The 24,327-nt window shown below is 61.1% G+C and carries 21 protein-coding genes; 10 read left to right on the top strand and 11 right to left on the bottom strand.

Features of this window, described 5'->3' with window-relative positions; translation table 11 throughout:
* Positions 1 to 31: 31 nt before the first annotated feature.
* From sixA to AC3WJW_RS19950, 3 genes are read right to left on the bottom strand one after another with little or no spacing between them, the layout of a single operon-like run.
* The gene (sixA, locus tag AC3WJW_RS19960) at positions 32 to 487 is read right to left on the bottom strand and encodes a phosphohistidine phosphatase SixA (RefSeq protein WP_493727083.1); all 456 of its coding nucleotides are present in this window, start codon (positions 485 to 487) and stop codon (positions 32 to 34) included.
* Positions 484 to 831, bottom strand: coding sequence for a DUF4389 domain-containing protein (locus AC3WJW_RS19955; protein WP_493727082.1), 348 nt, complete (start codon positions 829 to 831; stop codon positions 484 to 486). Before AC3WJW_RS19955 ends, sixA begins: the two co-directional genes overlap by 4 nt.
* Positions 832 to 862: 31 nt before the next feature.
* Complete coding sequence (locus AC3WJW_RS19950) at positions 863 to 1,888, bottom strand: NAD(P)H-dependent glycerol-3-phosphate dehydrogenase (protein WP_407799330.1); 1,026 nt, start codon at positions 1,886 to 1,888, stop codon at positions 863 to 865.
* Between the two features lie 195 nt (positions 1,889 to 2,083).
* Here AC3WJW_RS19950 and AC3WJW_RS19945 point away from each other — a divergent pair, with 195 nt between their 5' ends.
* The 6 genes from AC3WJW_RS19945 to AC3WJW_RS19920 all read left to right on the top strand — a co-directional run bounded on the left by AC3WJW_RS19945 (position 2,084) and on the right by AC3WJW_RS19920 (position 9,551).
* Entirely contained in the window at positions 2,084 to 4,207 is a 2,124-nt protein-coding gene (locus tag AC3WJW_RS19945; protein ID WP_493727081.1) for a TonB-dependent receptor plug domain-containing protein, read from the top strand.
* Between the two features lies 1 nt (position 4,208).
* Positions 4,209 to 5,141 (top strand): ABC transporter substrate-binding protein, encoded by a 933-nt coding sequence (locus AC3WJW_RS19940; RefSeq protein ID WP_493727080.1) that lies wholly within the window; start codon positions 4,209 to 4,211, stop codon positions 5,139 to 5,141.
* On the top strand, positions 5,138 to 7,039 hold the full coding sequence (locus AC3WJW_RS19935) for an ATP-binding protein (protein ID WP_493727079.1): 1,902 nt from the start codon (positions 5,138 to 5,140) through the stop codon (positions 7,037 to 7,039). The genes AC3WJW_RS19940 and AC3WJW_RS19935 overlap by 4 nt, the downstream gene beginning before the upstream one ends.
* Before the next feature lie 247 nt (positions 7,040 to 7,286).
* Positions 7,287 to 7,802, top strand: a complete 516-nt coding sequence (fabA, locus tag AC3WJW_RS19930) for a 3-hydroxyacyl-[acyl-carrier-protein] dehydratase FabA (protein ID WP_003227150.1) — start codon at positions 7,287 to 7,289, stop codon at positions 7,800 to 7,802.
* An 11-nt stretch (positions 7,803 to 7,813) separates the two neighbouring features.
* Complete coding sequence (fabB, locus tag AC3WJW_RS19925) at positions 7,814 to 9,034, top strand: beta-ketoacyl-ACP synthase I (RefSeq protein WP_015096439.1); 1,221 nt, start codon at positions 7,814 to 7,816, stop codon at positions 9,032 to 9,034.
* Positions 9,035 to 9,362: 328 nt separating this feature from the next.
* Positions 9,363 to 9,551: a hypothetical protein gene (locus AC3WJW_RS19920; RefSeq protein WP_007974549.1), complete on the top strand. Its 189-nt coding sequence runs from the start codon at positions 9,363 to 9,365 to the stop codon at positions 9,549 to 9,551.
* A gap of 57 nt (positions 9,552 to 9,608) precedes the next feature.
* Here the strand turns inward: AC3WJW_RS19920 and AC3WJW_RS19915 are convergent, their stop codons facing one another.
* The 8 genes from AC3WJW_RS19915 to AC3WJW_RS19880 form a co-directional block, all read right to left on the bottom strand.
* Positions 9,609 to 10,556: a hypothetical protein gene (locus AC3WJW_RS19915; protein WP_493727078.1), complete on the bottom strand. Its 948-nt coding sequence runs from the start codon at positions 10,554 to 10,556 to the stop codon at positions 9,609 to 9,611.
* A gap of 187 nt (positions 10,557 to 10,743) precedes the next feature.
* Complete coding sequence (locus AC3WJW_RS19910; protein ID WP_015096441.1) at positions 10,744 to 11,286, bottom strand: DUF2058 domain-containing protein; 543 nt, start codon at positions 11,284 to 11,286, stop codon at positions 10,744 to 10,746.
* Positions 11,287 to 11,314: 28 nt separating this feature from the next.
* Positions 11,315 to 12,148, bottom strand: coding sequence for a nucleoside triphosphate pyrophosphohydrolase (gene mazG, locus AC3WJW_RS19905; RefSeq protein WP_007974542.1), 834 nt, complete (start codon positions 12,146 to 12,148; stop codon positions 11,315 to 11,317).
* Positions 12,149 to 12,281: 133 nt separating this feature from the next.
* Positions 12,282 to 14,525 (bottom strand): GTP diphosphokinase, encoded by a 2,244-nt coding sequence (relA, locus tag AC3WJW_RS19900; protein ID WP_007974540.1) that lies wholly within the window; start codon positions 14,523 to 14,525, stop codon positions 12,282 to 12,284.
* A gap of 122 nt (positions 14,526 to 14,647) precedes the next feature.
* Positions 14,648 to 16,000 (bottom strand): 23S rRNA (uracil(1939)-C(5))-methyltransferase RlmD, encoded by a 1,353-nt coding sequence (gene rlmD, locus AC3WJW_RS19895; RefSeq protein WP_493727077.1) that lies wholly within the window; start codon positions 15,998 to 16,000, stop codon positions 14,648 to 14,650.
* Complete coding sequence (cysM, locus tag AC3WJW_RS19890) at positions 16,000 to 16,902, bottom strand: cysteine synthase CysM (protein WP_015096444.1); 903 nt, start codon at positions 16,900 to 16,902, stop codon at positions 16,000 to 16,002. Before cysM ends, rlmD begins: the two co-directional genes overlap by 1 nt.
* 224 nt (positions 16,903 to 17,126) lie before the next feature.
* The gene (locus AC3WJW_RS19885) at positions 17,127 to 18,548 is read right to left on the bottom strand and encodes a sensor histidine kinase (RefSeq protein ID WP_493727076.1); all 1,422 of its coding nucleotides are present in this window, start codon (positions 18,546 to 18,548) and stop codon (positions 17,127 to 17,129) included.
* Positions 18,538 to 19,257: a response regulator transcription factor gene (locus AC3WJW_RS19880; RefSeq protein WP_493727075.1), complete on the bottom strand. Its 720-nt coding sequence runs from the start codon at positions 19,255 to 19,257 to the stop codon at positions 18,538 to 18,540. The genes AC3WJW_RS19885 and AC3WJW_RS19880 overlap by 11 nt, the downstream gene beginning before the upstream one ends.
* A gap of 215 nt (positions 19,258 to 19,472) precedes the next feature.
* On the opposite strand from AC3WJW_RS19880, the gene AC3WJW_RS19875 reads away from it, so the two are divergent.
* From AC3WJW_RS19875 to AC3WJW_RS19860, 4 genes are all read left to right on the top strand, one after another.
* On the top strand, positions 19,473 to 22,226 hold the full coding sequence (locus tag AC3WJW_RS19875; protein WP_493727074.1) for a response regulator: 2,754 nt from the start codon (positions 19,473 to 19,475) through the stop codon (positions 22,224 to 22,226).
* A gap of 100 nt (positions 22,227 to 22,326) precedes the next feature.
* Positions 22,327 to 23,319: a 2-hydroxyacid dehydrogenase gene (locus tag AC3WJW_RS19870; RefSeq protein WP_493727073.1), complete on the top strand. Its 993-nt coding sequence runs from the start codon at positions 22,327 to 22,329 to the stop codon at positions 23,317 to 23,319.
* Between the two features lie 77 nt (positions 23,320 to 23,396).
* Positions 23,397 to 23,831, top strand: a complete 435-nt coding sequence (locus AC3WJW_RS19865) for a hypothetical protein (RefSeq protein WP_007974528.1) — start codon at positions 23,397 to 23,399, stop codon at positions 23,829 to 23,831.
* Positions 23,831 to 24,235 carry an META domain-containing protein gene (locus AC3WJW_RS19860; protein ID WP_493727072.1) on the top strand — a complete coding sequence of 135 codons (405 nt, stop codon included), beginning with the start codon at positions 23,831 to 23,833 and terminating at the stop codon, positions 24,233 to 24,235. Before AC3WJW_RS19865 ends, AC3WJW_RS19860 begins: the two co-directional genes overlap by 1 nt.
* Positions 24,236 to 24,327 lie beyond the last annotated feature (92 nt).

Here is a 24,327-nt window from a genome sequence, read left to right as displayed (position 1 = left end):
GGGCAAGCCACGCTCCCACAGAAAAGCGGTATTAAGGGTGCTTGATGCCGTTGAGCCTCATCGACCCGACCAACAACTCATTGCTCTCGAGTTCGGCCAGGCCGGCGGTGCTGACCCGCTCCGGTGGATGTCCCGCGCCATGTTGCAGGTAGCTCAAAAAATTCCCCACCAGCGGATTGTGACTGACCAAAAGGACATCGCTCACCGCCACCATTTGCTCGGCGACCTTGTCCGGCTCAGTGTCCGGTGTCAGCCACTCGACAGTGCGGATTTCCGGCTCGAATCCCAGTGTTTCGCGCACCAGTTGTGCCGTCTGCTGCGCTCGCAGGTAGGGACTTGCGTAAATCGCCGTCAGCGGTTGCCCGATCAATAGCGCGGCGCTGCGCAGCACCTCCTCACGACCGTGGTCCGTCAACTCCCGCTCCGAATCGTGGGGCCGGGAGCCGTGCGGTACAGCTTCACCATGACGCAATACCCAGAGTTTCATAGCTTGGGTTCCTCATCTCGAGCCGGATGCGGTGCCGGTGCCACAACATGCGGCGCTTCACCTTCCGGTGTACGCGGCGTCGGCCAATCGGCGAACGGCCAAGGCTTCTGGTCGCTGTGAAAGCTGCCGAAACGACCGATCTGCGCCAGAAACTGGCTCAGACTGTCGCCAAAGTTCATCAGGCTGGCGCTCGGGGCGCCATAGAACAAACGATAGATCAACTGCACCAGCACGACGGTGCCGAGGATGAACTGCGCGACTTGCCACACCAGCACGAAGACGATCATCCACAACACGCGCAGCAGGATGGATTCATACTTGGCTTCTACTTTTGGATCGTTCATGCGCAACTCCCTGCTTTTATGGCAAGCGTGATTAATTGAAACCACTGGTGGAAATAAAGTCGACGTCGGTTTTCGGCTCGCCACGCATTAACAGACCGATAACCTGCTCCAGCGTGCGGCCTTCGAACAGGATCGCGTGCAGCCCGGCGACCAGCGGCATATACACGCCAACCTCCTGGGACTTGGCCTTGAGTACTTTAAGGGTGTTGACCCCTTCGGCGACTTCACCCAGGCGCGTGACGGCCTCGTCCAGGCTCAGGCCCTGGCCGAGGGCGAAGCCGACCTGATAGTTGCGACTCTTTGGCGAAGAACAGGTCACGATCAAGTCGCCCACGCCGGCCAGGCCCAGGAAGGTCATCGGGTTGGCGCCCTGATTCACCGCGAAGCGGGTCATTTCCGCCAGTGCCCGGGTGATCAGCATGCTTTTGGTGTTTTCCCCCATGCCCAGCGCCACCGCCATGCCGGCGATGATCGCGTAGACGTTTTTCAACGCCCCGCCCAGTTCCACGCCGAAACGGTCGGCGCTGGCATAAACGCGAAAGGTGCGGCCGTGCAGCGCGGCCTGAACCTGCTGGCACAGTTCTTCGTCTTCACTGGCGACCACCGTGGCCGTCAGCGCATGTTCTGCAATTTCACGGGCCAGGTTGGGGCCGGACAGGACGCCAATGCGTGCCTGCGGGGCGATCTCTTCAAGGATCTCGCTCATCAACTTGAACGTGTGGGCTTCGATGCCTTTGGTCAGGCTCACCAGCATTTTGCCGGTCAAGCGTTCGGCGTGCGGCACCAGTACCGAGCGCAGCGCGCTGGAGGGCAACGCGACGAAACACAGGTCGCAGGCATCCAGGGTGGCTTGCAGGTCGGTGACCGGGGTGACGCCGGGCAGAATCTTGATGCCTTTGAGGTAACGCGGGTTTTCGCGATTGACCCGAATGGCCTCGGCCTGTTCGGGGTCACGCATCCACTGAAGGACCTGATGCCCGTTCTCGGCCAGCAGATTAGCCACGGCGGTTCCAAAACTTCCGCCTCCCAGGACCGCAATCGGGCGCTGTTCAGTCATATGCAATCCGTTAATCCATACCAGTGGCGATGTCGGCATTATACGGGGCAGCCCATCGGCGGCCAGCCCCGACATCAAATACCTGCACCCGCAGGAAGAAGACCAATAAAACCGAGGAAAATGCAGACATCGTGAATGGAAAAGTCATTCGGCTCGGTTAACATGCGCGCCATCAATCACTGACAGGGATGTGTTGTGTCTCCGGGTGCTCCTTCACCGCGTTCGCCTCTGGTACTGGCGCTGATTTTCAGCTCGCCGGCGCTGGCCGACGACCTGTTCCTGGACAGCGAACCGCTGCCGCAAGTGCTCACCGCCACGCGCCTGAAGCAGTCGCCGGCGGCCGTGCCGGGCAGCATGACGGTGATCGACAGCGCCCTGATCCACGCCACCGGTGCCCGTGACATCAGCGAACTGTTGCGCCTGGTGCCGGGGATGATGGTCGGCAACATCAACGGCAACCAGGCCGCGGTGAACTACCACGGCACCAATGCGACTGAAGCGCGACGCATGCAGGTGCTGATCGACGGGCGCTCGGTGTATCGCGCCGGCCTGGCCACCGTCGACTGGAGCGACATTCCGGTGGCCATGGAAGACATCGAGCGCATCGAAGTCTTTCGCGGGCCCAATACCGTCAGCTACGGCGCCAACGCCCTGATGGCGGTGGTCAACATCATTACCCGGCGGCCGGCCGACAGCCACGGTATCCGCATGAAGGTCACCCGGGGCCAGCGCGGCATCAACGACTTTTATGCCAGCCAGGGCTTGGGCTGGGAGGATGGTGACATGCGCCTGTCCCTGTCCGGCCAGCAAGACGACGGCTTCGACACCGACCGAACCGGCGCTGACTACCATGACAGTCGTCGCCTCGAGCGCTTCAACCTCGCCGTCAGCCAGAGTCTCGACGAACGGCAAAGCCTCGATTGGCAAGTGAATGCCAAGGACGGCACCAACCAGCGGCCCTATACCTACCGGCCGGTGTTCCCGGGCATTACCCGCGCCGGCAACGACTCCGACGTCACCGCCAAGGACTACGCCGGGTCATTGCGCTGGAACCTGGACATCAATCCCGATCACAGCCTTTATATCCAGGGTTCGGCCCAACACTGGGATCGCCAGCAAACCTGGCGCGCCTGCGACGCGGAAATTTCGTTCAGCCCGCAATTGACCGAGCTCTGGCAACTGAACCCGAACTACACCGAACGCCTGGCCCGCAACATCACACGCTTCACCGGCCGTGGAGCCCCGGCTGGCACACCCGCCGAGCAGGCGCTGGCCAACCAGGTACTCGATCAATGGCGCAACGGTGCGAACCAGACCGTTTGCGGCGACATCGACCAGAGCACCCGGGAAACGCGCTACGACCTTGAACTGCAGGACACCCTCAGCCTTGCCGATAACCTGCGGCTGGTCAGCGGGATGAACTTTCGTTACGACCGGGCGGATTCCGAGACTTACTTCAATGGCACTCTCGATGACAGGACCTGGCGGGTATTCGGCCAGGTCGAGTGGCGTGCCAGCGAACACTGGTTGCTGCAAGGCGGCGCCATGTTCGAAGATGCCCGGTTGATCGGCAGCTCACTGACACCCCGCGTGGCGGTCAACTACCTGATCAACCCGCGCCACGGCTTGCGTGCGGTGTACTCCGAGGCCATCCGTTCGCCTGACATGTTCGAGAACAACGTCAACTGGAGTTATCAGGTCACCAACCTCAGGCCCGGTGCCTTTGGCCAGTCCAGCGCCCGTTACTTCGTCAAGACCCGTGGCCCCGGCGACCTCGATCAGGAGCACATGCGCTCCCGGGAGCTGGGCTACAACGGCTACTTCCCCGTAGCGGGGCTGGCACTCGACGTGAAGCTGTTCCACGACGAAATCACCGGCATGATCAGTGAACCGCTGCGCAACAATCAGTACATCGCCAGCAACGCCAACAAGGAGCGCTTTTCGGGAGTCGAAACCCAGCTCGACTGGCGTGTCGGCAGCTTCGATCGCCTGCGACTGACCTATGCCTACGTCGATGCCGACGCCAGCAATCCGCTGGATGCCAGGCAGACGGCAAACAACAGTGGTTCGGCCGGATGGCTGCGCGATTGGGGCCAGGGCTGGAACAGTGCGCTTTTCTATTATGGCGACAACGCCCTCAACGGCTACCGCTTCGAACGGGCCGATGTGCGCATCGCCAAACGTATCGCCTTGGGCAAGGCTAGCCTGGAGCTGGCCGGGGTACTCCAGCAACGCCTGGACAATCAGCCGACCACCTTCATCGATAACCATTATGACCAGCGCCACGTGATGTATTTCAGCGCAGAGCTTGAACTTTAAGATGCCGTATCGTCCGGCCTGGAGAACACCGACCTTGGGCCGGTTGCTGGCGGTGCTTTGCCTGCTGTTCACCAGCATGCTGGGCAGCCTGGCGAGCAACGCGGCCGACATTTTGCTCACGGGTGCCGAAGACAGCCCCGGTGTGCGGGCGTTTACCCAGGCTCTGAGCGAGTTGCGACCGAACGACAACGTGCGATTCCAGGCGCTGGCCAGTTTGCCGATACCGGAAAAACTGCCGGAAAACATCCGTTTGATTCTCCTCGACCTGCCCAGCCTCGACTGGCGCCTGCAGGACGCCCAGGGCCCGGCGACACTGGTGCTGCGCATCAGCCGCCTGCAAGCCCGGCAACGCTTGAACAGCTCGCTGCCGGCGCGCCTTTGCCTGCTCTGGAGCGATCCACCGCCGGACCGCCAATTACGCCTGACCCGCACCCTGTTGCCCCAAGCCAGACGCATCGGCGTGCTCTATGACAACCACAGTGAATTCCTCTTGGATGAGCTGCGTCAGGCCGCCCTCCCCCTGGGCCTTGAGGTGGTCACCCAACGCTGGAACAACATTCACGACAGCCGCCCGTTACAGACCTTGCTGAAGAACAGCGACGTGTTGCTGGGACTGGACGACGCCGACCTGTATAACCCGCAAACCGCAAAGAACCTGCTGCTGAGCAGCTACTCACGGCAAATGGCACTGATCGGCCCCAACGCGGGTTTCGTCAAGGCCGGGAGCCTGGCCAGCACCTACAGCGACCAGAGCGACTGGCTGGCGGTCCTCGACGAATTGCTCGACCGGCCACCAGCCACCTGGCCGCGCTCGCACTACCCCCATCGATTCAAGGTCGCGAGCAATCCCCAGGTGGCGCGCTCCCTGGGTATCGAAGCGATAAACGAAGCGTCTGTCGCCACCTTGCTGGCTGAAGGAGAACGCCGTCCATGAACCTGCGCCGTCGCTGGGACATCAACACCCGCACCCAACTCATCAGCCTCGGCCCTGCCTTGCTGCTGACCTTGTTGCTGATCAGCTTCTTCACCTTCGTGCGTATCCAGGATCTGCGTCAGGAAATCTCCCACACCGGCCAGTTGATCGCCAACCAGCTGGCCCCCGCCACCGAGTACGGGGTGATTTCGGGCAACAGCGAAGTGCTTGAAACCTTGCTCAAGGCGACGCTGGCCACGCCCAACGTGAGCTTTCTGGAAATCCAGGACAGCGCCAACCGGGTTCTGGTGTACGTCGAACAACCGAGCGAACACCACAATCGCGCGCAACAGCTCGAAGTGTTCCAGGCGCCCATACGGCTCCAGCGAATCGCTTTGCACAATGACTTTTTCCAGAGCAGCAAAACCGCCACCGCCGCCCCCACCGAGGACTACCTCGGCCGGGTGATCGTCGGGCTGTCCAACGATGCCTTCAGCCGGCGCCAGCAGGAAATCGTGCTCAAGGCAGCCATTCTGGCGCTGTTTGCCCTGCTGTTTACCTTCCTCGTGGCCCGACGCCTGGCGGGCAGCCTGTCGCAACCGATCCGTGATATCGGCAATGCCGTCAAGGCGATCCAGGCCGGCGATTACAAAACACCGCTGCCGATTGTCGATGACACCGAGCTGGGGGCGCTGTCACAACACATCAACAACCTCGCCAGCGGTCTCGAGCAGGCCAGCCGCGAACAGCACCAGGCCATGGCGCAGTTGATCCAGACCCGCGAAGAGGCGGAAAAGGCCAACAACGCCAAATCCGACTTCCTCGCCATGATGAGCCATGAACTGCGCACGCCGATGAATGGCGTACTGGGCATGTTGCAATTGCTGGAAACCACCGACATGACCGAGGAACAGGTGGAGTACGCGGCGCTGGCCTCGGAGTCCACCGAGCACTTGCTCAAGGTGATCAACGACATCCTCGATTTCTCGCGCATCGAACGTTCGGAGCTGGAACTGGAGCACATTCCCTTCAACCTCGCCGACCTGATCGGCAGTTGCGCCCAGTCGTTCCAGCACAGTGCCGCGCAACGCGGTCTCGACCTGCAATTGATGATCCCCGACGACATGCGTGGCTTGCAGGTCAAGGGCGACCCGACGCGTATCCGGCAGATACTGGTCAACCTGGTGGGCAACGCGCTGAAGTTCACCGAGCGGGGCCGCGTCACCCTCGAGGCGCAATGGCAGTCGCTGGATCACGAACTGCTGTGGTTCACCTGCACGGTACGCGACAGCGGCATCGGCATCCCGGCCGAAAGCCTGGAATTGATGTTCAACGCTTTTCAGCAGGCCGACAGCTCCATTTCAAGACGCTACGGCGGCACCGGACTGGGCCTGCCGATTGCCCGTACCCTCGCCGAACGCATGGGGGGCACCTTGCGCGCGCAAAGTGAGGAAGGCCGCGGTTCGGTGTTCACCCTGGAAATTCCCCTGGCCCTGCACCAGCAGACGCAGCCGCTGCTGCCGCCCCGCGCGCAAACCGGCGACAGCGACGGCGAGGGGCGCAATGTGCTGCTGGTCGAAGACAACCCGGTCAACCAGACGGTCATCGAGGCCATGTTGCGCAGCCTGGGTTTCAAGGTCAGTGTCGCCGCCGATGGCGCGCAGGCGGTACGCAGTGCCGAGAGCCTGATTTTCGAAGCGATCCTGATGGACTGCCGCTTGCCAATCATCGATGGCTACGAAGCCACCCGGCAAATCCGCCAGTTACCCGGGTGCACCGACCTGCCGATCATCGCCCTGACCGCCAATGCCTTGCAGGGCGATCGCGAGGCCTGTCTGTCGGCCGGGATGAACGATTACCTGGCCAAGCCATTCAAACGGACTGATCTGCAACAAATTCTGCAACGGTGGGTGCAGTAGTACAGGCCTTTCGACCATCTGCGACTGGCGTGAAAGGCGAAAGTGCGGCAGTCTTAGGCACCTCGACAGGCCCGAAAAGGGGCTTGAATAATAATTTCAGTGCACAAGTGTACATTCATGTCCTTGGTGCTGTGACTTTCACCACAACGCAATAGTCTATGAGTAGGCTGCCGGTTCGAGGCATGAACGCTTCGATCGGCCGGGAAGATTTGCCCCACCTGCCGCATGGGACTATTGAGGAGCTCGCATGACCAAACAAAACGCCTTTACCCGGGAAGACCTGCTGCGCTGCAGTCGCGGTGAGCTGTTCGGCCCAGGTAACGCGCAACTGCCCGCCCCGAACATGCTGATGGTTGATCGCATCACCCTGATCAGCGAAGAAGGTGGCAAGTACGGCAAAGGTGAATTGGTCGCCGAGCTGGATATCAATCCGGACCTGTGGTTCTTCGCCTGCCACTTCGAAGGCGATCCGGTGATGCCGGGCTGCCTGGGCCTCGACGCCATGTGGCAGCTGGTCGGCTTCTTCCTGGGCTGGCAAGGTCTGCCGGGCCGTGGCCGTGCGCTGGGTTCGGGCGAAGTGAAATTCTTCGGCCAGGTCCTGCCGACCGCCAAGAAAGTCACCTATAACATTCATATCAAGCGCGTCCTCAAGGGCAAGCTGAACCTGGCCATCGCCGACGGTTCGGTCACTGTCGACGGTCGCGAAATCTACACCGCCGAAGGCCTCCGGGTCGGCGTGTTCACCTCCACTGACAACTTCTAAGGGTTATCCGCATGCGCCGCGTCGTTATCACTGGTCTGGGCATCGTTTCTTGCCTGGGCAATGACAAAGAGACCGTCTCCGCTAACCTGCGTGCAAGCCGCCCTGGCATCCGGTTCAACCCGGAATATGCCGAAATGGGTCTGCGTAGCCAGGTTTCCGGCTCCATCGACCTCAACCTTGAAGAACTGATCGATCGCAAGATCTATCGCTTCGTCGGCCACGCGGCAGCTTATGCCTACCTGGCCATGAAAGACGCCATCACCGACTCCGGCCTGACCGAAGAGCAGGTTTCCAACCCGCGTACCGGCCTGATCGCCGGCTCCGGTGGCGCATCGACCCTGAACCAGATGGAAGCGCTGGACATCCTGCGCGAGAAAGGCGTCAAGCGCGTCGGCCCATACCGCGTCACGCGGACCATGAGCAGCACCGTTTCCGCTTGCCTGGCCACTCCGTTCAAGATCAAGGGCCTGAACTACTCCATCGCTTCTGCCTGCGCCACCAGTGCTCACTGCATCGGTACCGCCATGGAACAGATCCAGATGGGCAAGCAGGACATCGTCTTCGCCGGTGGCGGTGAAGAAGAGCACTGGAGCCAGTCGTTCCTGTTCGACGCCATGGGCGCCCTGTCCAGCAAGCGCAACGACACTCCGGAACAAGCCTCCCGTGCCTACGACGCTGACCGTGACGGCTTCGTCATCGCCGGCGGTGGCGGCATGGTCGTGGTCGAAGAGCTGGAACACGCTCTGGCCCGCGGTGCGAAGATCTACGCGGAAATCGTCGGCTACGGCGCGACTTCCGACGGCTACGACATGGTCGCCCCGAGCGGCGAAGGCGCGATCCGCTGCATGCAGCAGGCGCTGTCCACCGTTGACACCCCGATCGACTACCTGAACACCCACGGCACCTCGACCCCGGTCGGCGACGTCGCGGAAATGAAAGGCGTGCGTGAAGTGTTCGGCGACAAGGCTCCGGCCATCAGCTCCACCAAGAGCCTGTCGGGTCACTCCCTGGGCGCCGCCGGCGTTCACGAAGCGATCTACTGCATGCTGATGATGGAAGGCAACTTCATTGCCGGCTCCGCCAACATCGACGAGCTGGACCCTGAAGTGGCCGACCTGCCGGTGCTGACCAAGACCCGCGAAAACGCCACCATCAACACCGTGATGAGCAACAGCTTCGGTTTCGGTGGCACCAACGCCACGCTGGTACTGAAGCGCTGGGAAGGCAAGTAATTTCCCGCTGCTGAGCCGCACATGAAAACGCCCCGACTGGTTCGGGGCGTTTTTTTGCTGCCGCTTTTTGTAGGAGCTGCCGCAGGCTGCGATCTTTGCTTGTAAAGATCAAAAGATCGCAGCCTGCGGCAGCTCCTACAAGATGAAACCTTTGTCATGAAACTCAATGACCTGCGACCGAATGTCGCGCATTTAGCGGGCTGCAGGACTGTTTCCGTTTTTGCAAAAAACCGTTACCAAACTCAGCCATTTACTTAGCAAGCTACCAAACTCTATAACAGAGGCCTGCACACGCCTTGCTGCAGATAACAGAGATTGGAGCTAGCAGATGACTGTAAAAGTAACTGAACGCGACGATTCACATAAATCCCACGAGGGTGTAGCCGCCGGTATCCGGATCTGGGACGTGCACCAACAGGACCTGCTGGTCGGTATGTTCCATTCCGAGGCCGACGCGCAAAACTACAGGGCCGAACTGGAAATGCTCGAGCGTAAACGCGAGCTCGCAACCGGTTGAAAACAGACTCGACCACGGTGCAGCCTGCCCTTTCCTGCCGGGCAGGCTGCATCTACATCAGACAACTTCGATCAGCGTCAAATGAAGGTCATCTTCGATCTTCACCGAAGGAACACTTTCAACAATCCAGCCCGCTTGAAGCCTGACCACCTCGACCTCGCCATCGCCCATTCCGTCATTGCGGATCGAGAACTGCAGTGATGACGGATGACGCTTGGCATAATCGAAACTCATGCCACAGGCGATCAGGAAATCGATTTTTGCCTCGGTCAGCTCAACTTGAATGTCGCGCTCGCCTTCTTTCAGACTGTAGTAATCCAGGCACAGGTTGATTGCAAAAGGGCAGCCATTGACGAGGCTGTTGATGAACCTCCCTTCATAACCCCCGAAGTAACTGTGCTCAGCCCGCACACTACTGAGCTTCTTCACCCTGACCTCGACGTCCTTGGAAATCCTGAACAGCCAAAAGTCTCCCTCCGACGCCAGGTGTTTGCCAAAATCGATGCCTGATACATGGCGCTTTGGCCACATCGATATCAAAGGAATATCGACTTCATATTCTTTATTGGTGATCGCCAGCAAGTAATTAATAACATCGTAATAACTCGACTCACCATCTCCAACTTTGATGAGCGTCGCACAGCTTCCCGCCAGCAATACGATCTTGCCATAGCGTTCCACCGGTAGTTCGGTCATCAATAAAGCTATGCATGCCGGCACTCTCTCCAGATAGGCAGAGTTCAGCTCATGGAGTTCCTCCTCATTGCGAACCTCGCGCCAGGGAATGTTCCAGAAGAACTCAGGCAGGGTAAAAAAAACACAAGCGGTCGCGCCATGATCCTCGCGAGCGGCTTTTGCAGCGATCTTGATTTTTCGCCGTACAAGCTCGGCGCGAGCGACAAGTTCATCATCCAGATAATCGCGAATGGATTGTCCGAGCGGTCGCGGCTGTGAAAGCTGCGACTTGAACGTGGGTTGGCGTAACGAAGCGATACTGACAAACATTTATTCCATCCTTGGATACTAAAGTTCATTCGATTTATTTTCCCCCGCCCCAAACACCCTTATAAAAAGATATTATTTCCCGGCAAAAGAAAACCCGAAAGATCGTATCGATACAATCTTTCGGGCTCAATGTATAAATCATGCAAAGTACTAGCAAACATGTAAGCCCGCTAGAACATTCAATCTGTTACCACATCAGGTCATCCGGAATCTTATAGGCCGCGTACGGATCGTCCTCGGCAATGACCTCTTCGGTCTGCACATTGAGCTGCACGATGCGCTGCGGATCGCGCTCCTGAATCTTCAGCGCCGCCTCGCGCGGAATCACTTCGTAGCCGCCGGCGTGATGCACGATGGCCAACGATCCGCTGCTGAGCTTGTTGCGCATCAGGGTGTTGACGCAGATGCGCTTGACCTTCTTGTCGTCGACGAAGTTGTAGTAGTCCTCGGTCGTCAGCTTTGGCAGGCGCGAAACTTCGATCAGTTGCTTGACCTGCGCGGCACGGGCCTTGGCCTCGGCTTTTTCCTGCTGCTGACGGTTGAGCTCCTGATCACGCTTGACCTTCTCGGCCATGGCTTCCTGCGCCGCGCGCTGCTGGGAGTCATCCAGCTCGATCTGGCCTTTGTGGGCCAGGCGCTGTTGTTTCTGCTTGTCTTTGCTGACCTGCTTGGCCTGCTTCTGGTTGACCAGCCCTGCTTTGAGCAACTGGTCGCGAAGGGAAATGCTCATGGTGCTTATTTCTCACTTGGGCCACGGCTCAACCGCAGCTGGGCAAATTCTTTTCCTGACGTTTGGCTTCGCCCCACAAGGCGTCCAACTCTTCGAGGGTGCAATCTTCTATGGGACGACGGGTATCGCGCAATGCCTGTTCGATAAAACGAAAGCGTCTTTCAAACTTGCCGTTGGCGCCACGCAGTGCGGTTTCCGGATCAACCTTGAGATGCCGCGCCAGATTGACCACGGAAAACAGCAGGTCGCCGATCTCGTCGGCCACGGCTTCTGGATCGTTTTCCGACATGGCTTCGAGCACTTCATCGAGCTCCTCGCGCACTTTATCGAGCACCGGCAAGGCGTCCGGCCAGTCGAAACCGACCTGCCCCGCGCGCTTCTGCAATTTTGCCGAGCGCGACAGCGCCGGCAATGCAGCGGGGACGTCATCGAGCAACGACAACTGCTCGGGTGCCGAAGATTTCTCCGCGCGCTCTTCGGCCTTGATCTCTTCCCAGCGCTGCTTGACCTGCTCTTCACTCAGGCGCGGGACATCCAGAGGCGCATACAAGTCACCGGTGGGGAACACGTGGGGATGACGGCGGATCAGCTTGCGGGTGATGCTGTCGACTACGCCGGCGAACTCGAAGCGCCCTTCTTCGCGAGCCAACTGGCTGTAATACACCACCTGGAACAGCAGATCGCCCAGCTCACCCTGCAAGTGATCGAAGTCACCGCGCTCGATGGCGTCGGCGACTTCGTAGGCTTCCTCAAGGGTGTGCGGGACGATGGTGGCGTAGGTTTGCTTGATGTCCCATGGGCAACCGTACTGCGGGTCGCGCAGGCGGTTCATCAGGTGCAGCAGGTCTTCAAGTGAATACATTTATTAAACTCTGCGAGAACCTGTGGGAGCGAGCTTGCTCGCGATAGCGGTCTGTCAGACAACACATGTGCTGAATGTTAAGCCGTCATCGCGAGCAAGCTCGCTCCCACAGTGGATCGGCGCCGAACATGCATCAAGGTGTACGGTTACGCCGCGTTTCGATGATGTTCGGCAACTGGGAAATCCGCCCCAGCAAGCGCCCCAATGCATCCAGCCCCGGAATCTCGATGGTCAGAGACATCAGCGCGGTGTTGTCCTCCTTGTTCGAGCGGGTGTTGACCGCCAGCACGTTGATCCGCTCGTTGAGCAGCACTTGCGACACATCACGCAGTAAACCGGAACGGTCGTAGGCGCGGATGACGATGTCCACCGGATAGGTGAGCACCGGTACCGGGCCCCAACTGACCTGGATGATCCGCTCGGGCTCGCGCCCGGCCAGCTGCAGCACCGAAGCGCAGTCCTGGCGGTGAATGCTCACGCCACGCCCCTGGGTGATGTAGCCGACGATGGCATCGCCCGGCAATGGCTGGCAGCAACCAGCCATCTGGGTCATCAGGTTGCCGACACCCTGGATCTGGATATCACCGCGCTTGCCCGGTTTGTAGCCCGTGGCCTTGCGTGGAATCAACTCCAGCTGTTCATTGCCGCGCTCCGGCTCGACCAGTTGCTGCGCCAGGTTGACCAGTTGCGCCAGACGCAAGTCGCCGGCACCGAGGGCGGCGAACAGGTCTTCGGCGGTTTTCATGTTGGCCTTGTCGGCCAGCTTGTCGAAATCCACCGCTGGCAAGCCGAGGCGATTGAGCTCGCGCTCAAGCAGGGTTTTACCGGCCGCGACGTTCTGGTCGCGAGCCTGCAGCTTGAACCAGTGAACGATCTTCGCCCGTGCCCGCGACGTGGTGACGTAACCCAGGTTCGGGTTCAGCCAGTCACGGCTCGGGGTGCCGTGCTTGCTGGTGATGATCTCGACCTGTTCACCGGTTTGCAGGCTGTAGTTGAGCGGCACGATGCGCCCGTTGATCTTGGCGCCACGGCAGTTATGACCGATTTCAGTGTGTACGCGGTAGGCGAAGTCCAGCGGCGTCGCGCCCTTCGGCAAGTCGATGGCGTGACCGTCCGGAGTGAAGATATAGACCCGGTCGGGCTCGATATCGACCCGCAGCTGCTCGGCCAGGCCACCGATGTCGCCCAGCTCTTCGTGCCACTCCAGCACCTGACGCAGCCAGGAGATTTTCTCTTCGTAGTGATTGGAACCGGACTTGACGTCGGTGCCCTTGTAGCGCCAGTGCGCGCACACGCCGAGCTCGGCTTCCTCATGCATCGCATGGGTGCGGATCTGCACTTCCAGCACCTTGCCCTCAGGCCCGATCACCGCCGTGTGCAGCGAGCGATAGCCGTTTTCCTTGGGGTTGGCGATGTAGTCGTCGAACTCTTTCGGGATGTGCCGCCACAGGGTATGGACGATGCCGAGCGCGGTGTAGCAGTCGCGCATTTCCGGCACCAGCACGCGAACGGCGCGCACGTCGTAGATCTGGCTGAACTCCAGACCCTTGCGCTGCATTTTGCGCCAGATCGAATAGATGTGCTTGGCCCGGCCGCTGATATCGGCATCGACGCCGGTGGCCTGCAATTCGTTTTTCAGCTGGCTCATCACGTCGCTGATGAAGCGCTCGCGATCCAGTCGCCGCTCATGGAGCAACTTGGCGATCTGCTTGTACTGGTCCGGCTCCAGGTAACGGAAGGACAAGTCTTCCAGTTCCCACTTGATGTGGCCGATACCCAGGCGGTGGGCCAGTGGCGCATAAATGTCGAAGACTTCACGGGCCACGCGGTTGCGCTTTTCGTCATCGGCGGTTTTCACCGCACGGATGGCGCACGTGCGTTCGGCCAGCTTGATCAGGGCGACGCGAACGTCATCGACCATGGCCACCAGCATCTTGCGCAGGTTTTCCACCTGGCCCTGGGTGCCCAGCACCAGGGATTTACGCGGGCTCAGGCTGTCGCTGATCGCGGCCATGCGCTGCACGCCATCGATGAGTTTGGCCACCACCGGACCGAAGCGCTGGCTGACCGCCGGCAACTTGATCTGGCCTTCGCGTACGCCTCGATACAGGATCGCGGCGACCAAAGAGTCCTGGTCGAGTTTGAGATCGGCGAGGATCTCGGCGATCTCAAGTCCGGTACGGAAAGTCGAGTTACCTTCCGACCACAGATTCTGTGCCGCATTGGCTTGTTGTTCGGCCTCGCGAGCGTACTCGCAGGCTTCCTTCAAGGCTTCGCGATCCAGTGCCAGATCGACACTCACCGCGTGATCGAGCCAAGCCTCGAGATTGATACTGCCGTCGGTGTTGATCGGCTGGTGTGCTCTCACCTGTACCATCTTGCTTACCTTCCCTACGACGCAGATTCAATGCGTCAAATCGCTGACCTTCGTTGCCTGTGCGCCCACGTCGGGCTCGGTGCGCGGCTGCACGGGCGGGCCAGTCGGACCAGACGAGCATCCTAGCTCGCTTCAAATAACGCCATGGCCTCGACATGTGCCGTTTGAGGAAACATATCGAGAATCCCGGCACGTTTTAACCGGTAGCCCTGCTTGATCAATTCGACCGTGTCGCGCGCCAGCGTTGCCGGGTTGCATGACACATACACCAACCGCTCGGCGCCCAGGGTCTTGAGCTTGCGCACAACCTCGAAAGCGCCGTCACGCGGTGGGTCCAAGAGTACCGCACAAAAGCCTTCGGCGGCCCATTCGGCGTCCGTCAAAGGCTGGGATAAATCGGCCTGAAAAAACTTCGCGTTATGCAGATTGTTGCTAGCCGCATTCGCCGCCGCCCGGTCGACCATCACCTGCACACCTTCCACGGCCACCACTTCGCGAGCAGCCTTGGCCAGCGGCAAGGCAAAGTTGCCCAGGCCGCAGAACAGATCGAGTACGCGCTCATCCGCCGTCGGCTTCAACCAGTCCAGCGCCTGGGCGACCATCGCTTCGTTGACGCCAGCGTTGACCTGGATGAAATCCCCAGGTCGGTAAGCCAGTTCCAGATCCCACTGTTCAAGACGATAGCCCAACGACTGGTCAGCCTCGACCGGTTGCGGTTCACCGTCGCCATGCAGCCACAACTGGGCCTCATGGAACGCGCAGAAATCCTTGAGGATGGTCATGTCACTTTCAGACAACGGCGCCATGTGTCGCAGCAAAACCGCCAGCGTCGAGCCGCTGAACAACTCCACGTGCCCCAGTGCCTGAGGTTTGCTCAAGCGCCGCAGCATTTCCGGCAAACGGGTCATGATCGGTTGCAAGGGCTGTACCAGCACCGGGCAATCATCGATGCCAACGATGTCCTGGCTGCCGGCGGCACGGAAACCGACTTCGAGCTTTTTCGCCTTCATGTCCCAGCGCACCGCCACGCGGGCGCGGCGTCGGTAAGCGAACTCCGCACCGCTCAAAGGCGGTGCCCACTCTTCGGGTTCGACACCCGCGACCTTCGACAACTGCTCGGCGAGCATGCGCTGTTTCAGGGCAAGTTGTTCGATATGAGGCAGATGCTGCACGCTGCAACCGCCGCAACGGCCGGCATGGGCGCACGGTGCCGGGCGGCGCAATTCGCTGGCCTTGAACACCCGCTCGGTGCGCGCCTCGACCACTTTGCCGTGGGCGCCGAGCACACGCGCTTCAATCTCCTCACCGGCCAACGCGCCGATGACGAACCAGGTGCGACCTTCGAAAAACGCGATGCCGCGACCGTCATTGGCCAGGCGCTCGATGGTCAGGCGCTGCTTTTTGCCGGTCGGGATTTGCGGGGCCTTGCTGCCACCGGTGGGCTGGAAGCGCAGGCCTCTTTCATGTTTGGCCATCAGTTGGGCGCGTCGAAAATGCCGGTCGACAGGTAACGGTCGCCACGGTCGCAGATGATCGCGACGATCACCGCGTTTTCAACTTCTTTGGACAGGCGCAGCATTGCCGCCACGGCACCGCCCGAGGACACGCCACAGAAAATACCCTCTTCGCGGGCCAGCCGACGGGTCACGTCTTCGGCTTCGCTTTGGGCCATGTCGACGATCCGGTCCACGCGGTCAGCCTGGTAGATCTTCGGCAGGTATTCCTGGGGCCAGCGGCGGATGCCCGGGATCGCCGAGCCTTCCATCGGTTGCAGGCCGATGATCTGCACGTTGTCGTTCTGCTCTTTCAAGTAGCGCGACACGCCCATGATGGTCCCGGTGGTGCCCATGGAGCTGACGAAATGGGTGATGGTGCCCTCGGTCTGGCGCCAGATTTCCGGGCCGGTGGTGGTGTAGTGCGCTTCGGGGTTGTCACCGTTGGCGAACTGATCCAGCACCTTGCCGCGACCTTCGGCTTCCATCTTCTGCGCGAGGTCACGGGCGCCTTCCATGCCCTGTTCCTGGCTGACCAGGATCAGCTCGGCGCCATAGGCGGTCATGGCCGCCTTGCGTTCGGCGCTGGAGTTGTCCGGCATGATCAGGATCATCTTGTAACCCTTGATCGCCGCGGCCATGGCCAGGGCGATCCCGGTGTTGCCCGAGGTCGCTTCGATCAGCGTATCGCCGGCATGGATCTGCCCGCGCAGTTCGGCGCGGGTGATCATCGACAGCGCCGGACGGTCCTTGACCGAACCCGCCGGGTTGTTCCCTTCGAGCTTGAGCAAAAGGGTGTTGCTGGTGGCGCCGGGCAGGCGCTGCAAACGGACCAGCGGAGTGTTGCCGACGCAATCGGCGATGGTTGGGTACTGCAAGGTCATGGCGTATTCGCAATCCAGACTGCGGGGGCGACTATCATACCGGCAAACCTCGGAAGGCCATATCACGCAAAGTGTGGTGCTTATGGTTTATGGGAATAAGCGGCAAGCTTTGAGCTGCAAGCGGCAAGTGGCGGTGCCACTCGGAACATGAAAAACAGAGGTTGTTATGGTGGGAGTGAGGGCCTCTTCGCGGGCAAGCCCGCTCCCACAGGGGGCTGGGGTGATCACAGGTTTGGCGATTGAAACACGGTCAGTGTGGGAGCGGGCTTGCCCGCGAAGGCGTCGGCACTGGCGCTACTGACATCCGCCAACAGCCGCATATTCAAACGCAAACCGGTCCCGGTGTTTTGCGCCCAAAGCTGTCCGCCCTGCCGCTGCACAGCGTTCCGGGCAATGCTCAACCCCAACCCAAAGCCGCCATCCCCCGGCCTCGAACCGTCGAGTCGGGTAAACGGCAGGAAGATCCGCTCCAGATCAGCTTCCGCCACACCGCCGCCCTGATCCTCCAGCCACAGATGCCAGTATTTGCCCTCGCTCTGTCCGCCAAGGTGGACCATGCCGCCCTCGGGCGAATGCCGAATCGCATTGCGCAGAATGTTTTCCAGTGCCTGGGCCAGGGTGTTGAGATGACCGCGCACCCAGCAGGATGCATCCACCGTGCATTGCAGCCGAGTATCAGGCCATCCGCTTTCATAGCAGGCATTCTCCGTGAGCATCTCCCACAGTGCCTGGATCTGGATCGCTTCGTCGGGCAAGCGGGTGCGCTCGGTGTCCAGCCAGGCCAGCTGCAGCGTGTCTTCCACCAGGCGCTGCATGCCATCGACCTCCCGGCCGATGCGTTCGCGCAATAGCTCCAGCCCCTGCTCACTTTCACTGGCCACCCGCAAGCGGCTCAGGGGCGTGCGCAATTCGTGGGACAGGTCGCGCAGCAGTTGCTGCTGCAAGGCCACGGTGCTTTGCAGGCGTTCAGACATGTGATCGAACGCCCTGCCCAGCTCGCCCAGTTCATCCGAACGCTTGGTGGTCCGGCTCGAGAGCCGTACGTTCAGTTGATCGGCGCGCCAGGCATTGGCCTGCGCGCGCAAGTGATTGAGCGGCAGCACCAGCAGGCGGTACAGCCCGACGCACAGCAACAGGGTGAACAATCCCGGAATCACGCCGTTGGTGATCACCCGCCAGAACAGCCGGTAGTGCCCGGGAACGAAGCGCTCGGGCAACTCGATCACCAGGCTGCCGGCGGAAGGGTCATCGGGAAACGGCACACGCATCCAGGGCCGGCCCTTCTTGTGGATGGGCCAGTCCAGGCCGCGCAAAAAAGTCAGGCGTTCGACTTCCTTATCCGTCAGCGATTGGTTGCTCAAGGACTGCAAATCCGCGCCGATGACACCCACCCAGCCTTTTTCCCGCTGATACATGCCTTGCAGCCAGTCATCAACACCGGCGCTCTGGCGCTGCTGCCAAGCCTGCTCGACTTCGGCGGCGTAGCGCGTCAGGGTGCCGCGGGCCTCATCGGAGAGGAACTGGTTGCGCTGCTCCATGTAACGGCCCCAGGACCAACTCAACCAAATCATCAGCAGACAGAACGCGACCAATAGACAGGCCAGTTTCCAGAACAGCGAATGCCTGCCCGGCAAGTTACATTTCATCGGCGGCGCTCAGGATGTAACCCTTGCCCCATACCGTGCGCACTTCGCGCTCGGTGTAGCCAATGGCCTTGAGCTTGCGGCGGATCTGGCTGATGTGCATGTCCAGGCTGCGGTCATGGGCCGCGTAACCGCGCTGCAGCACCTGCTGATAAAGGAAGGCTTTGCTCAAGACTTCGTCGGCGCTGCGGTGCAGTGTCTCCAGCAATCGATACTCGCTGCGGGTCAGGCCGCCGGCCTGTTCGCCATAAAACACTTCGAAGCCTTCATCGTCGAAACGCAGGCTGTCCATCGAAGGGGCTGGCACCGCGGGGACGGGGCGGCGGTCGAGGGCCACCCGCCGCAGGATGGCTTCGATGCGCACCCGCAATTCCACCATGCTGAAGGGCTTTGGCAGGTAATCGTCGGCCCCCAGGCGAAAGCCGCTGATGCGGTCGGATTCGGCACCGAGGGCCGACATCAGTAACACCGGGGTGGCATGGCTCTGGCGCAATTGGGTCAGGACCGCCAGACCGTCCATGCCCGGCAGCAGAATATCCATCAGCACCACGTCGAAAGATTGCCGCCGGGCCATGTCCAGGCCTTCCCGGCCGTTCTGGCACCAGGTCACCTGGAAGCCGCTGCGGTCCAGATGCTCATGCACGTAGGCGCCGAGCACAAGGTCGTCTTCGATGGACAGGATTCGGGGGAGGCCGGCATTGATGGGAGTCATGACTATCTGCAAACAATTCTCAGTTGAGTGATTATTCAAGATTGCCTCGCCAGGGGCAACCCACCGCTTGGCTGGAGCGCCAATGAGCTGCTCGGGCCGACGAATGGCAGCAGCATTTTTACGAAGATTGCCCGCGAGCAAATCGCTACACTGCGCAAGTGCTGCATGGCGGATATTCGTGCAGGTCTATGAATAGCGGGATGCAGGAGAGATGCGTGCTCAAGAAACTGGGAATCAAAGGCCGCGTGCTGTTGCTGACCCTGTTGCCGACCAGCCTGATGGCGTTGGTGCTGGGGGGGTATTTTACCTGGATGCAACAGGCTGACCTGCAAACCCAACTCATGCAGCGCGGCGAAATGATCGCCGAGCAGTTGGCTCCCCTGGCGGCGCCAGCGATGGGCCATCAGGACAACGAACTGCTCGAACGCATCGCCACCCAGGCCCTGGAACAAACCGACGTACGGGCCGTGACCTTCCTGGCTCCCGACCGCTCGTTGCTGGCCCACGCCGGACCGACCATGCTCAACCAGACGCCTTCCGGCAGTGGCACACAGCTGCTGCGCCGCAGTGGCAACGATGCGACCCGCTATCTGCTGCCGGTGTTCGGCAAACACCGCAACCTGGCCGGAGACGTGATTCCCGAAGAAGCCGACCGCCTGCTGGGCTGGGTCGAACTGGAGCTGTCCCATAACAGCATGCTGTTGCGCGGTTACCGCAGCCTGTTCGCCAGCCTGATGCTGATCGCAGCCGGGCTGATCGGTGCGGCGCTGCTGGCCCTGCGCATGGGGCGCACGATCAACCGGCCACTGAGCCAGATCAAGCAGGCCGTGGCCCAACTCAAGGACGGCCATCTGGAAACCCGCTTGCCGCCCCTCGGCAGCCAGGAGCTGGACGAACTGGCCTCCGGCATCAATCGCATGGCCGGCACCCTGCAAAACGCCCAGGAAGAATTGCAGCACAGCATCGACCAAGCCACCGAAGACGTGCGCCAGAACCTGGAAACCATCGAGATCCAGAACATCGAGCTGGACCTGGCGCGCAAGGAAGCCCTGGAAGCGAGCCGGATCAAGTCCGAATTCCTGGCCAACATGAGCCATGAAATCCGCACGCCGCTCAACGGCATTCTCGGTTTCACCCACCTGTTGCAAAAAAGCGAGCTCACCCCACGCCAGCTCGACTACCTGGGTACCATCGAAAAATCCGCCGACAGCCTCCTGGGCATCATCAACGAGATTCTCGACTTCTCGAAAATCGAGGCCGGCAAACTGGTGCTCGACCATATTCCGTTCAACCTGCGCGACCTGCTGCAGGACACCCTGACCATTCTTGCCCCCGCCGCCCACGCCAAGCAGCTGGAACTGGTGAGCCTGGTGTACCGGGACACGCCGCTGTCCCTGGTCGGCGACCCGCTGCGACTCAAGCAGATCCTGACGAACCTGGTGAGCAATGCCATCAAGTTCACCCGCGAAGGCACCATCGTCGCCCGCGCCATGCTCGAAGAAGAGCACGAAGACACCGTGCAACTGCGCATCAGCATCCAGGACACCGGCATCGGCCTGTCGAACCAGGACGTGCGCGCCCTGTTCCAGGCCTTCAGCCAGGCCGACAACTCGCTGTCGCGGCAACCTGGCGGCACGGGCCTGGGCCTGGTGATTTCCAAGCGCCTGATCGAACAGATGGGCGGCGAGATCGGCGTCGACAGCACACCCGGGGAAGGCTCGGAATTCTGGATCAGCCTGAGCCTGCCGAAAGCCCGCGACGATGCCGAAGACCTGCCTGCCGCGCCCTTGCTCGGGCGTCGGGTGGCGGTCCTGGAAAACCACGAACTGGCCCGGCAGGCGTTGCAGCATCAACTGGAAGACTGCGGCCTGAGCACCACGCCGTTCAATACCCTGGAAAGCCTGACCAATGGCGTCACCGCCGCCCACCAGACCGATCAGGCGATCGACCTCGCCGTGCTCGGCATCACCAGCAACGACATGCCGCCGGAACGCCTCAATCAGCACATCTGGGACCTCGAACACCTTGGCTGCAAAGTGCTGGTGCTGTGCCCGACCACGGAACAGACGCTGTTCCACCTTTCCGTGCCCAACCCCCACAGCCAGCTCCAGGCGAAACCGGCCTGTACCCGCAAGCTGCGACGCTCCCTGTCTGACCTGGTCAGCCCGCGCCCGATGCGTAGCGAGCCGGGCGAACCGGTGTCCAGCCGTGCACCGAAGGTGCTGTGCGTCGATGACAATCCGGCCAACCTGATGCTGGTGCAGACCCTGCTCGAAGACATGGGCGCCAAGGTGCTCGCGGTGGAAAGCGGTTATGCCGCCGTCAAGGCGGTACAGAACGAGACATTTGATCTGGTGTTGATGGACGTGCAGATGCCCGGCATGGACGGCCGCCAGAGCACCGAGGCGATTCGCCAGTGGGAAAGCGAACGGCATTGCACGCCGTTGCCGATCGTGGCCCTCACCGCCCACGCCATGGCCAACGAAAAACGCGCACTGTTGCAAAGCGGCATGGACGACTACCTGACCAAACCGATCAGCGAACGACAGTTGGCCCAGGTGGTGCTGAAGTGGAGCGGCCTGGCGTTGCGCAATCACAGCCCGGAGCGCTCCGGCGACGGGCACGGCGGCGCCCATGACCTGTTGGTGCTCGACCACGAGGAAGGACTGCGCCTGGCCGCCGGCAAGGCGGATCTGGCCGCAGACATGCTGGCGATGCTGCTCGCCTCCCTGGAAGCAGACCGCGAAGCCATTCGTCTTGCTCAGCAGAGCAATGACCACAACGCCCTGGTCGAACGGGTCCATCGCCTGCATGGCGCGACACGCTACTGCGGCGTACCGCAATTGCGTGCGGCCTGCCAACGCAGCGAAACCCTGCTCAAGCAACAGGACCCGAAAGCCAGCGTGGCACTGGACGAGCTCGACCGGGCGATCAATCGCCTGGCAGCCCATGCGCGAATGAACGCTTGATGCAGCGCAATCGTGGGAATCAAATATCGGCGTAAGCTCACCACCTACTCTGTGGGAGCTGGCTTGCCAGCGCCTACAGGAACGAGGCAAAGAGGAAATCATGCGTACGATTCTTTTCAGCAGCCAGAACTACGACATCGACAGCTTTCTCGCGGCCGGGCAACCGGCCGGCATCGAGCTGCAATTTCAGCCTGCGCGCCTGAGCCTCGACACGGTAGCGCTCGCCCAAGGGTATGAAGCGGTCTGCGCGTTCATCAATGATGACCTTGGCGCGGCAGTGCTCGAGCGCCTGGCCGCTGGAGGCACTCGCCTGATCGCCCTGCGCTCGGCGGGTTACAACCACGTCGACCTGCCAACGGCAAAACGTCTGGGACTGGCCATCGTGCGCGTCCCGGCCTATTCGCCCCACGCCGTGGCCGAACACGCAGTAGCGCTGATCCTCGCACTCAACCGCCGCTTGACCCGCGCCTACAACCGCACCCGCGAAGGGGATTTCAGGCTGCAGGGGCTGACCGGTTTCGACCTGGTGGGCAAGACGGTCGGCGTGGTCGGCACCGGGCAGATCGGCGCCACCTTCGCCAAAATCATGAACGGTTTTGGCTGCCGGTTACTGGCCTATGACCCCTTCCCCAACCCGCAGGTCGAAGCCTTGGGCGCGCGCTACCTGAGCCTGCCGCAACTGCTGACCGAATCGCAGATCATCAGCCTGCACTGCCCGCTCAACGAACAGAGCAAGCACTTGATCAACCGTGAATCACTTGCGCACATGCAGCCGGGCGCGATGCTGATCAATACCGGACGTGGCGGCCTGGTGGACACCCCGGCGCTGATCGACGCGTTGAAAGACGGTCGCCTAGGCTATCTGGGGCTGGACGTGTATGAGGAGGAGGCGCAACTGTTCTTCGAGGACCGTTCCGACCTGCCGTTGCAAGACGATGTGCTGGCTCGATTGCTGACCTTTCCTAACGTGATCGTCACCGCGCACCAGGCCTTTCTGACCCACGAAGCGCTGGACGCGATTGCCGCCACCACATTGCGCAACATCGCCGCCTGGGTGGCGGGCACACCGGAAAACCTGGTCACGGGCGACTGAAACGGATCGAAGGTCATCGGCCCGCGCGATGCGGCATGCAAGCCCGTGCTAGCATATCGCGCATATTTGGAGGACCCATGGTCGAACACGATTTCCGCTACAGCCTGATGAACCCGCAACACACCCTCACCGAATGCCGCGCCCTGGTGCCGGGGCGTTATCAGGTCACCGGCAACGGTGGCTCGATTCGCAACAACGACGTGCTGGTCGTGACCCTCAAGGGCGCCAAGGACTTGTCCATGCGCCTGACCGTTGAAACGGTTCGCCACCTGATCAATCCGCCCGGCCAATGGGTCGCGGTGGCCAGCGGCCCGGTGTTCGGCGAACTGGCGATCCATACCTGGCAAGTGAACTGCGACAGCTGCGCCAAAGCGCTGAACTTCGAGTTCGCCGTCGACGCCAAGCTGGGCAACAAGGCCGAAAAACCTGCTGCCACCGCGCGAATTGCCGAGCTGGGCTGGACCACCGTCGGCGAGAAACACCTGTGCCCGAAATGCCAGGAGCCTGCGTGATGAAACGCCTCGCTCTGAGCGCGATGGCCGGTGCCAGCCTGCTGGGCTGCGCCACCGAGCAGGTGCAGCTTGAACACAATCGCAGCTACATCCTGGAGTGGATCGGCGAGCGGCCACTGATGGACTACAGCCACCTGACCATCACGCTCGGTGAAGATGGCCGGGCCTACGGCAATGGCGGCTGCAACCACTGGTTCGCGCCGTACACCCTCGATGGCGACAAACTGACCTTCGGCAAAATCGGCAGCACCCGCAAACTGTGTGCGCCGGCGCTGATGGAGCAGGAAAAACGCTTCCTGCAGGCCCTGGAAAACGTCCAGCGCTGGGACGTCTCCCCGATCGAGCAGATCCGCTTCTGGCCAGCCGAAGGCAAGCCGCTGCGTTGGTGGCTCGAAGAGGGTTGATCCGCAAAAAAGATCGCAGCCTGGGGGGGGTCCTACAGGAGTAGGAGAAAAGATGTAGGAGATGCCGCAAGAGGCGATATTTTTTTTTCTTC

The organism is Pseudomonas sp. GW821-FHT07G06 (assembly GCF_058986625.1).
Note: the sequence above shows the minus strand (reverse complement) of the source record. Positions and strands in the feature narration are given on the sequence as shown.

Bases quoted from the DNA above. Each gene is read 5' to 3' on its own strand.
- AC3WJW_RS19880 (WP_493727075.1), bottom strand. From the start codon at position 19,257: ATGACTCCCATCAATGCCGGCCTCCCCCGAATCCTGTCCATCGAAGAC.
- mazG (WP_007974542.1), bottom strand. From the start codon at position 12,148: ATGTATTCACTTGAAGACCTGCTGCACCTGATGAACCGCCTGCGCGAC.
- AC3WJW_RS19910 (WP_015096441.1), bottom strand. From the start codon at position 11,286: ATGAGCATTTCCCTTCGCGACCAGTTGCTCAAAGCAGGGCTGGTCAAC.
- fabB (WP_015096439.1), top strand. From the start codon at position 7,814: ATGCGCCGCGTCGTTATCACTGGTCTGGGCATCGTTTCTTGCCTGGGC.
- AC3WJW_RS19870 (WP_493727073.1), top strand. From the start codon at position 22,327: ATGCGTACGATTCTTTTCAGCAGCCAGAACTACGACATCGACAGCTTT.
- cysM (WP_015096444.1), bottom strand. From the start codon at position 16,902: ATGACCTTGCAGTACCCAACCATCGCCGATTGCGTCGGCAACACTCCG.
- AC3WJW_RS19935 (WP_493727079.1), top strand. From the start codon at position 5,138: ATGAACCTGCGCCGTCGCTGGGACATCAACACCCGCACCCAACTCATC.
- AC3WJW_RS19950 (WP_407799330.1), bottom strand. From the start codon at position 1,888: ATGACTGAACAGCGCCCGATTGCGGTCCTGGGAGGCGGAAGTTTTGGA.
- AC3WJW_RS19865 (WP_007974528.1), top strand. From the start codon at position 23,397: ATGGTCGAACACGATTTCCGCTACAGCCTGATGAACCCGCAACACACC.
- fabA (WP_003227150.1), top strand. From the start codon at position 7,287: ATGACCAAACAAAACGCCTTTACCCGGGAAGACCTGCTGCGCTGCAGT.
- relA (WP_007974540.1), bottom strand. From the start codon at position 14,525: ATGGTACAGGTGAGAGCACACCAGCCGATCAACACCGACGGCAGTATC.
- AC3WJW_RS19915 (WP_493727078.1), bottom strand. From the start codon at position 10,556: ATGTTTGTCAGTATCGCTTCGTTACGCCAACCCACGTTCAAGTCGCAG.
- AC3WJW_RS19940 (WP_493727080.1), top strand. From the start codon at position 4,209: ATGCCGTATCGTCCGGCCTGGAGAACACCGACCTTGGGCCGGTTGCTG.
- rlmD (WP_493727077.1), bottom strand. From the start codon at position 16,000: ATGGCCAAACATGAAAGAGGCCTGCGCTTCCAGCCCACCGGTGGCAGC.
- sixA (WP_493727083.1), bottom strand. From the start codon at position 487: ATGAAACTCTGGGTATTGCGTCATGGTGAAGCTGTACCGCACGGCTCC.
- AC3WJW_RS19860 (WP_493727072.1), top strand. From the start codon at position 23,831: ATGAAACGCCTCGCTCTGAGCGCGATGGCCGGTGCCAGCCTGCTGGGC.
- AC3WJW_RS19920 (WP_007974549.1), top strand. From the start codon at position 9,363: ATGACTGTAAAAGTAACTGAACGCGACGATTCACATAAATCCCACGAG.
- AC3WJW_RS19885 (WP_493727076.1), bottom strand. From the start codon at position 18,548: ATGAAATGTAACTTGCCGGGCAGGCATTCGCTGTTCTGGAAACTGGCC.
- AC3WJW_RS19955 (WP_493727082.1), bottom strand. From the start codon at position 831: ATGAACGATCCAAAAGTAGAAGCCAAGTATGAATCCATCCTGCTGCGC.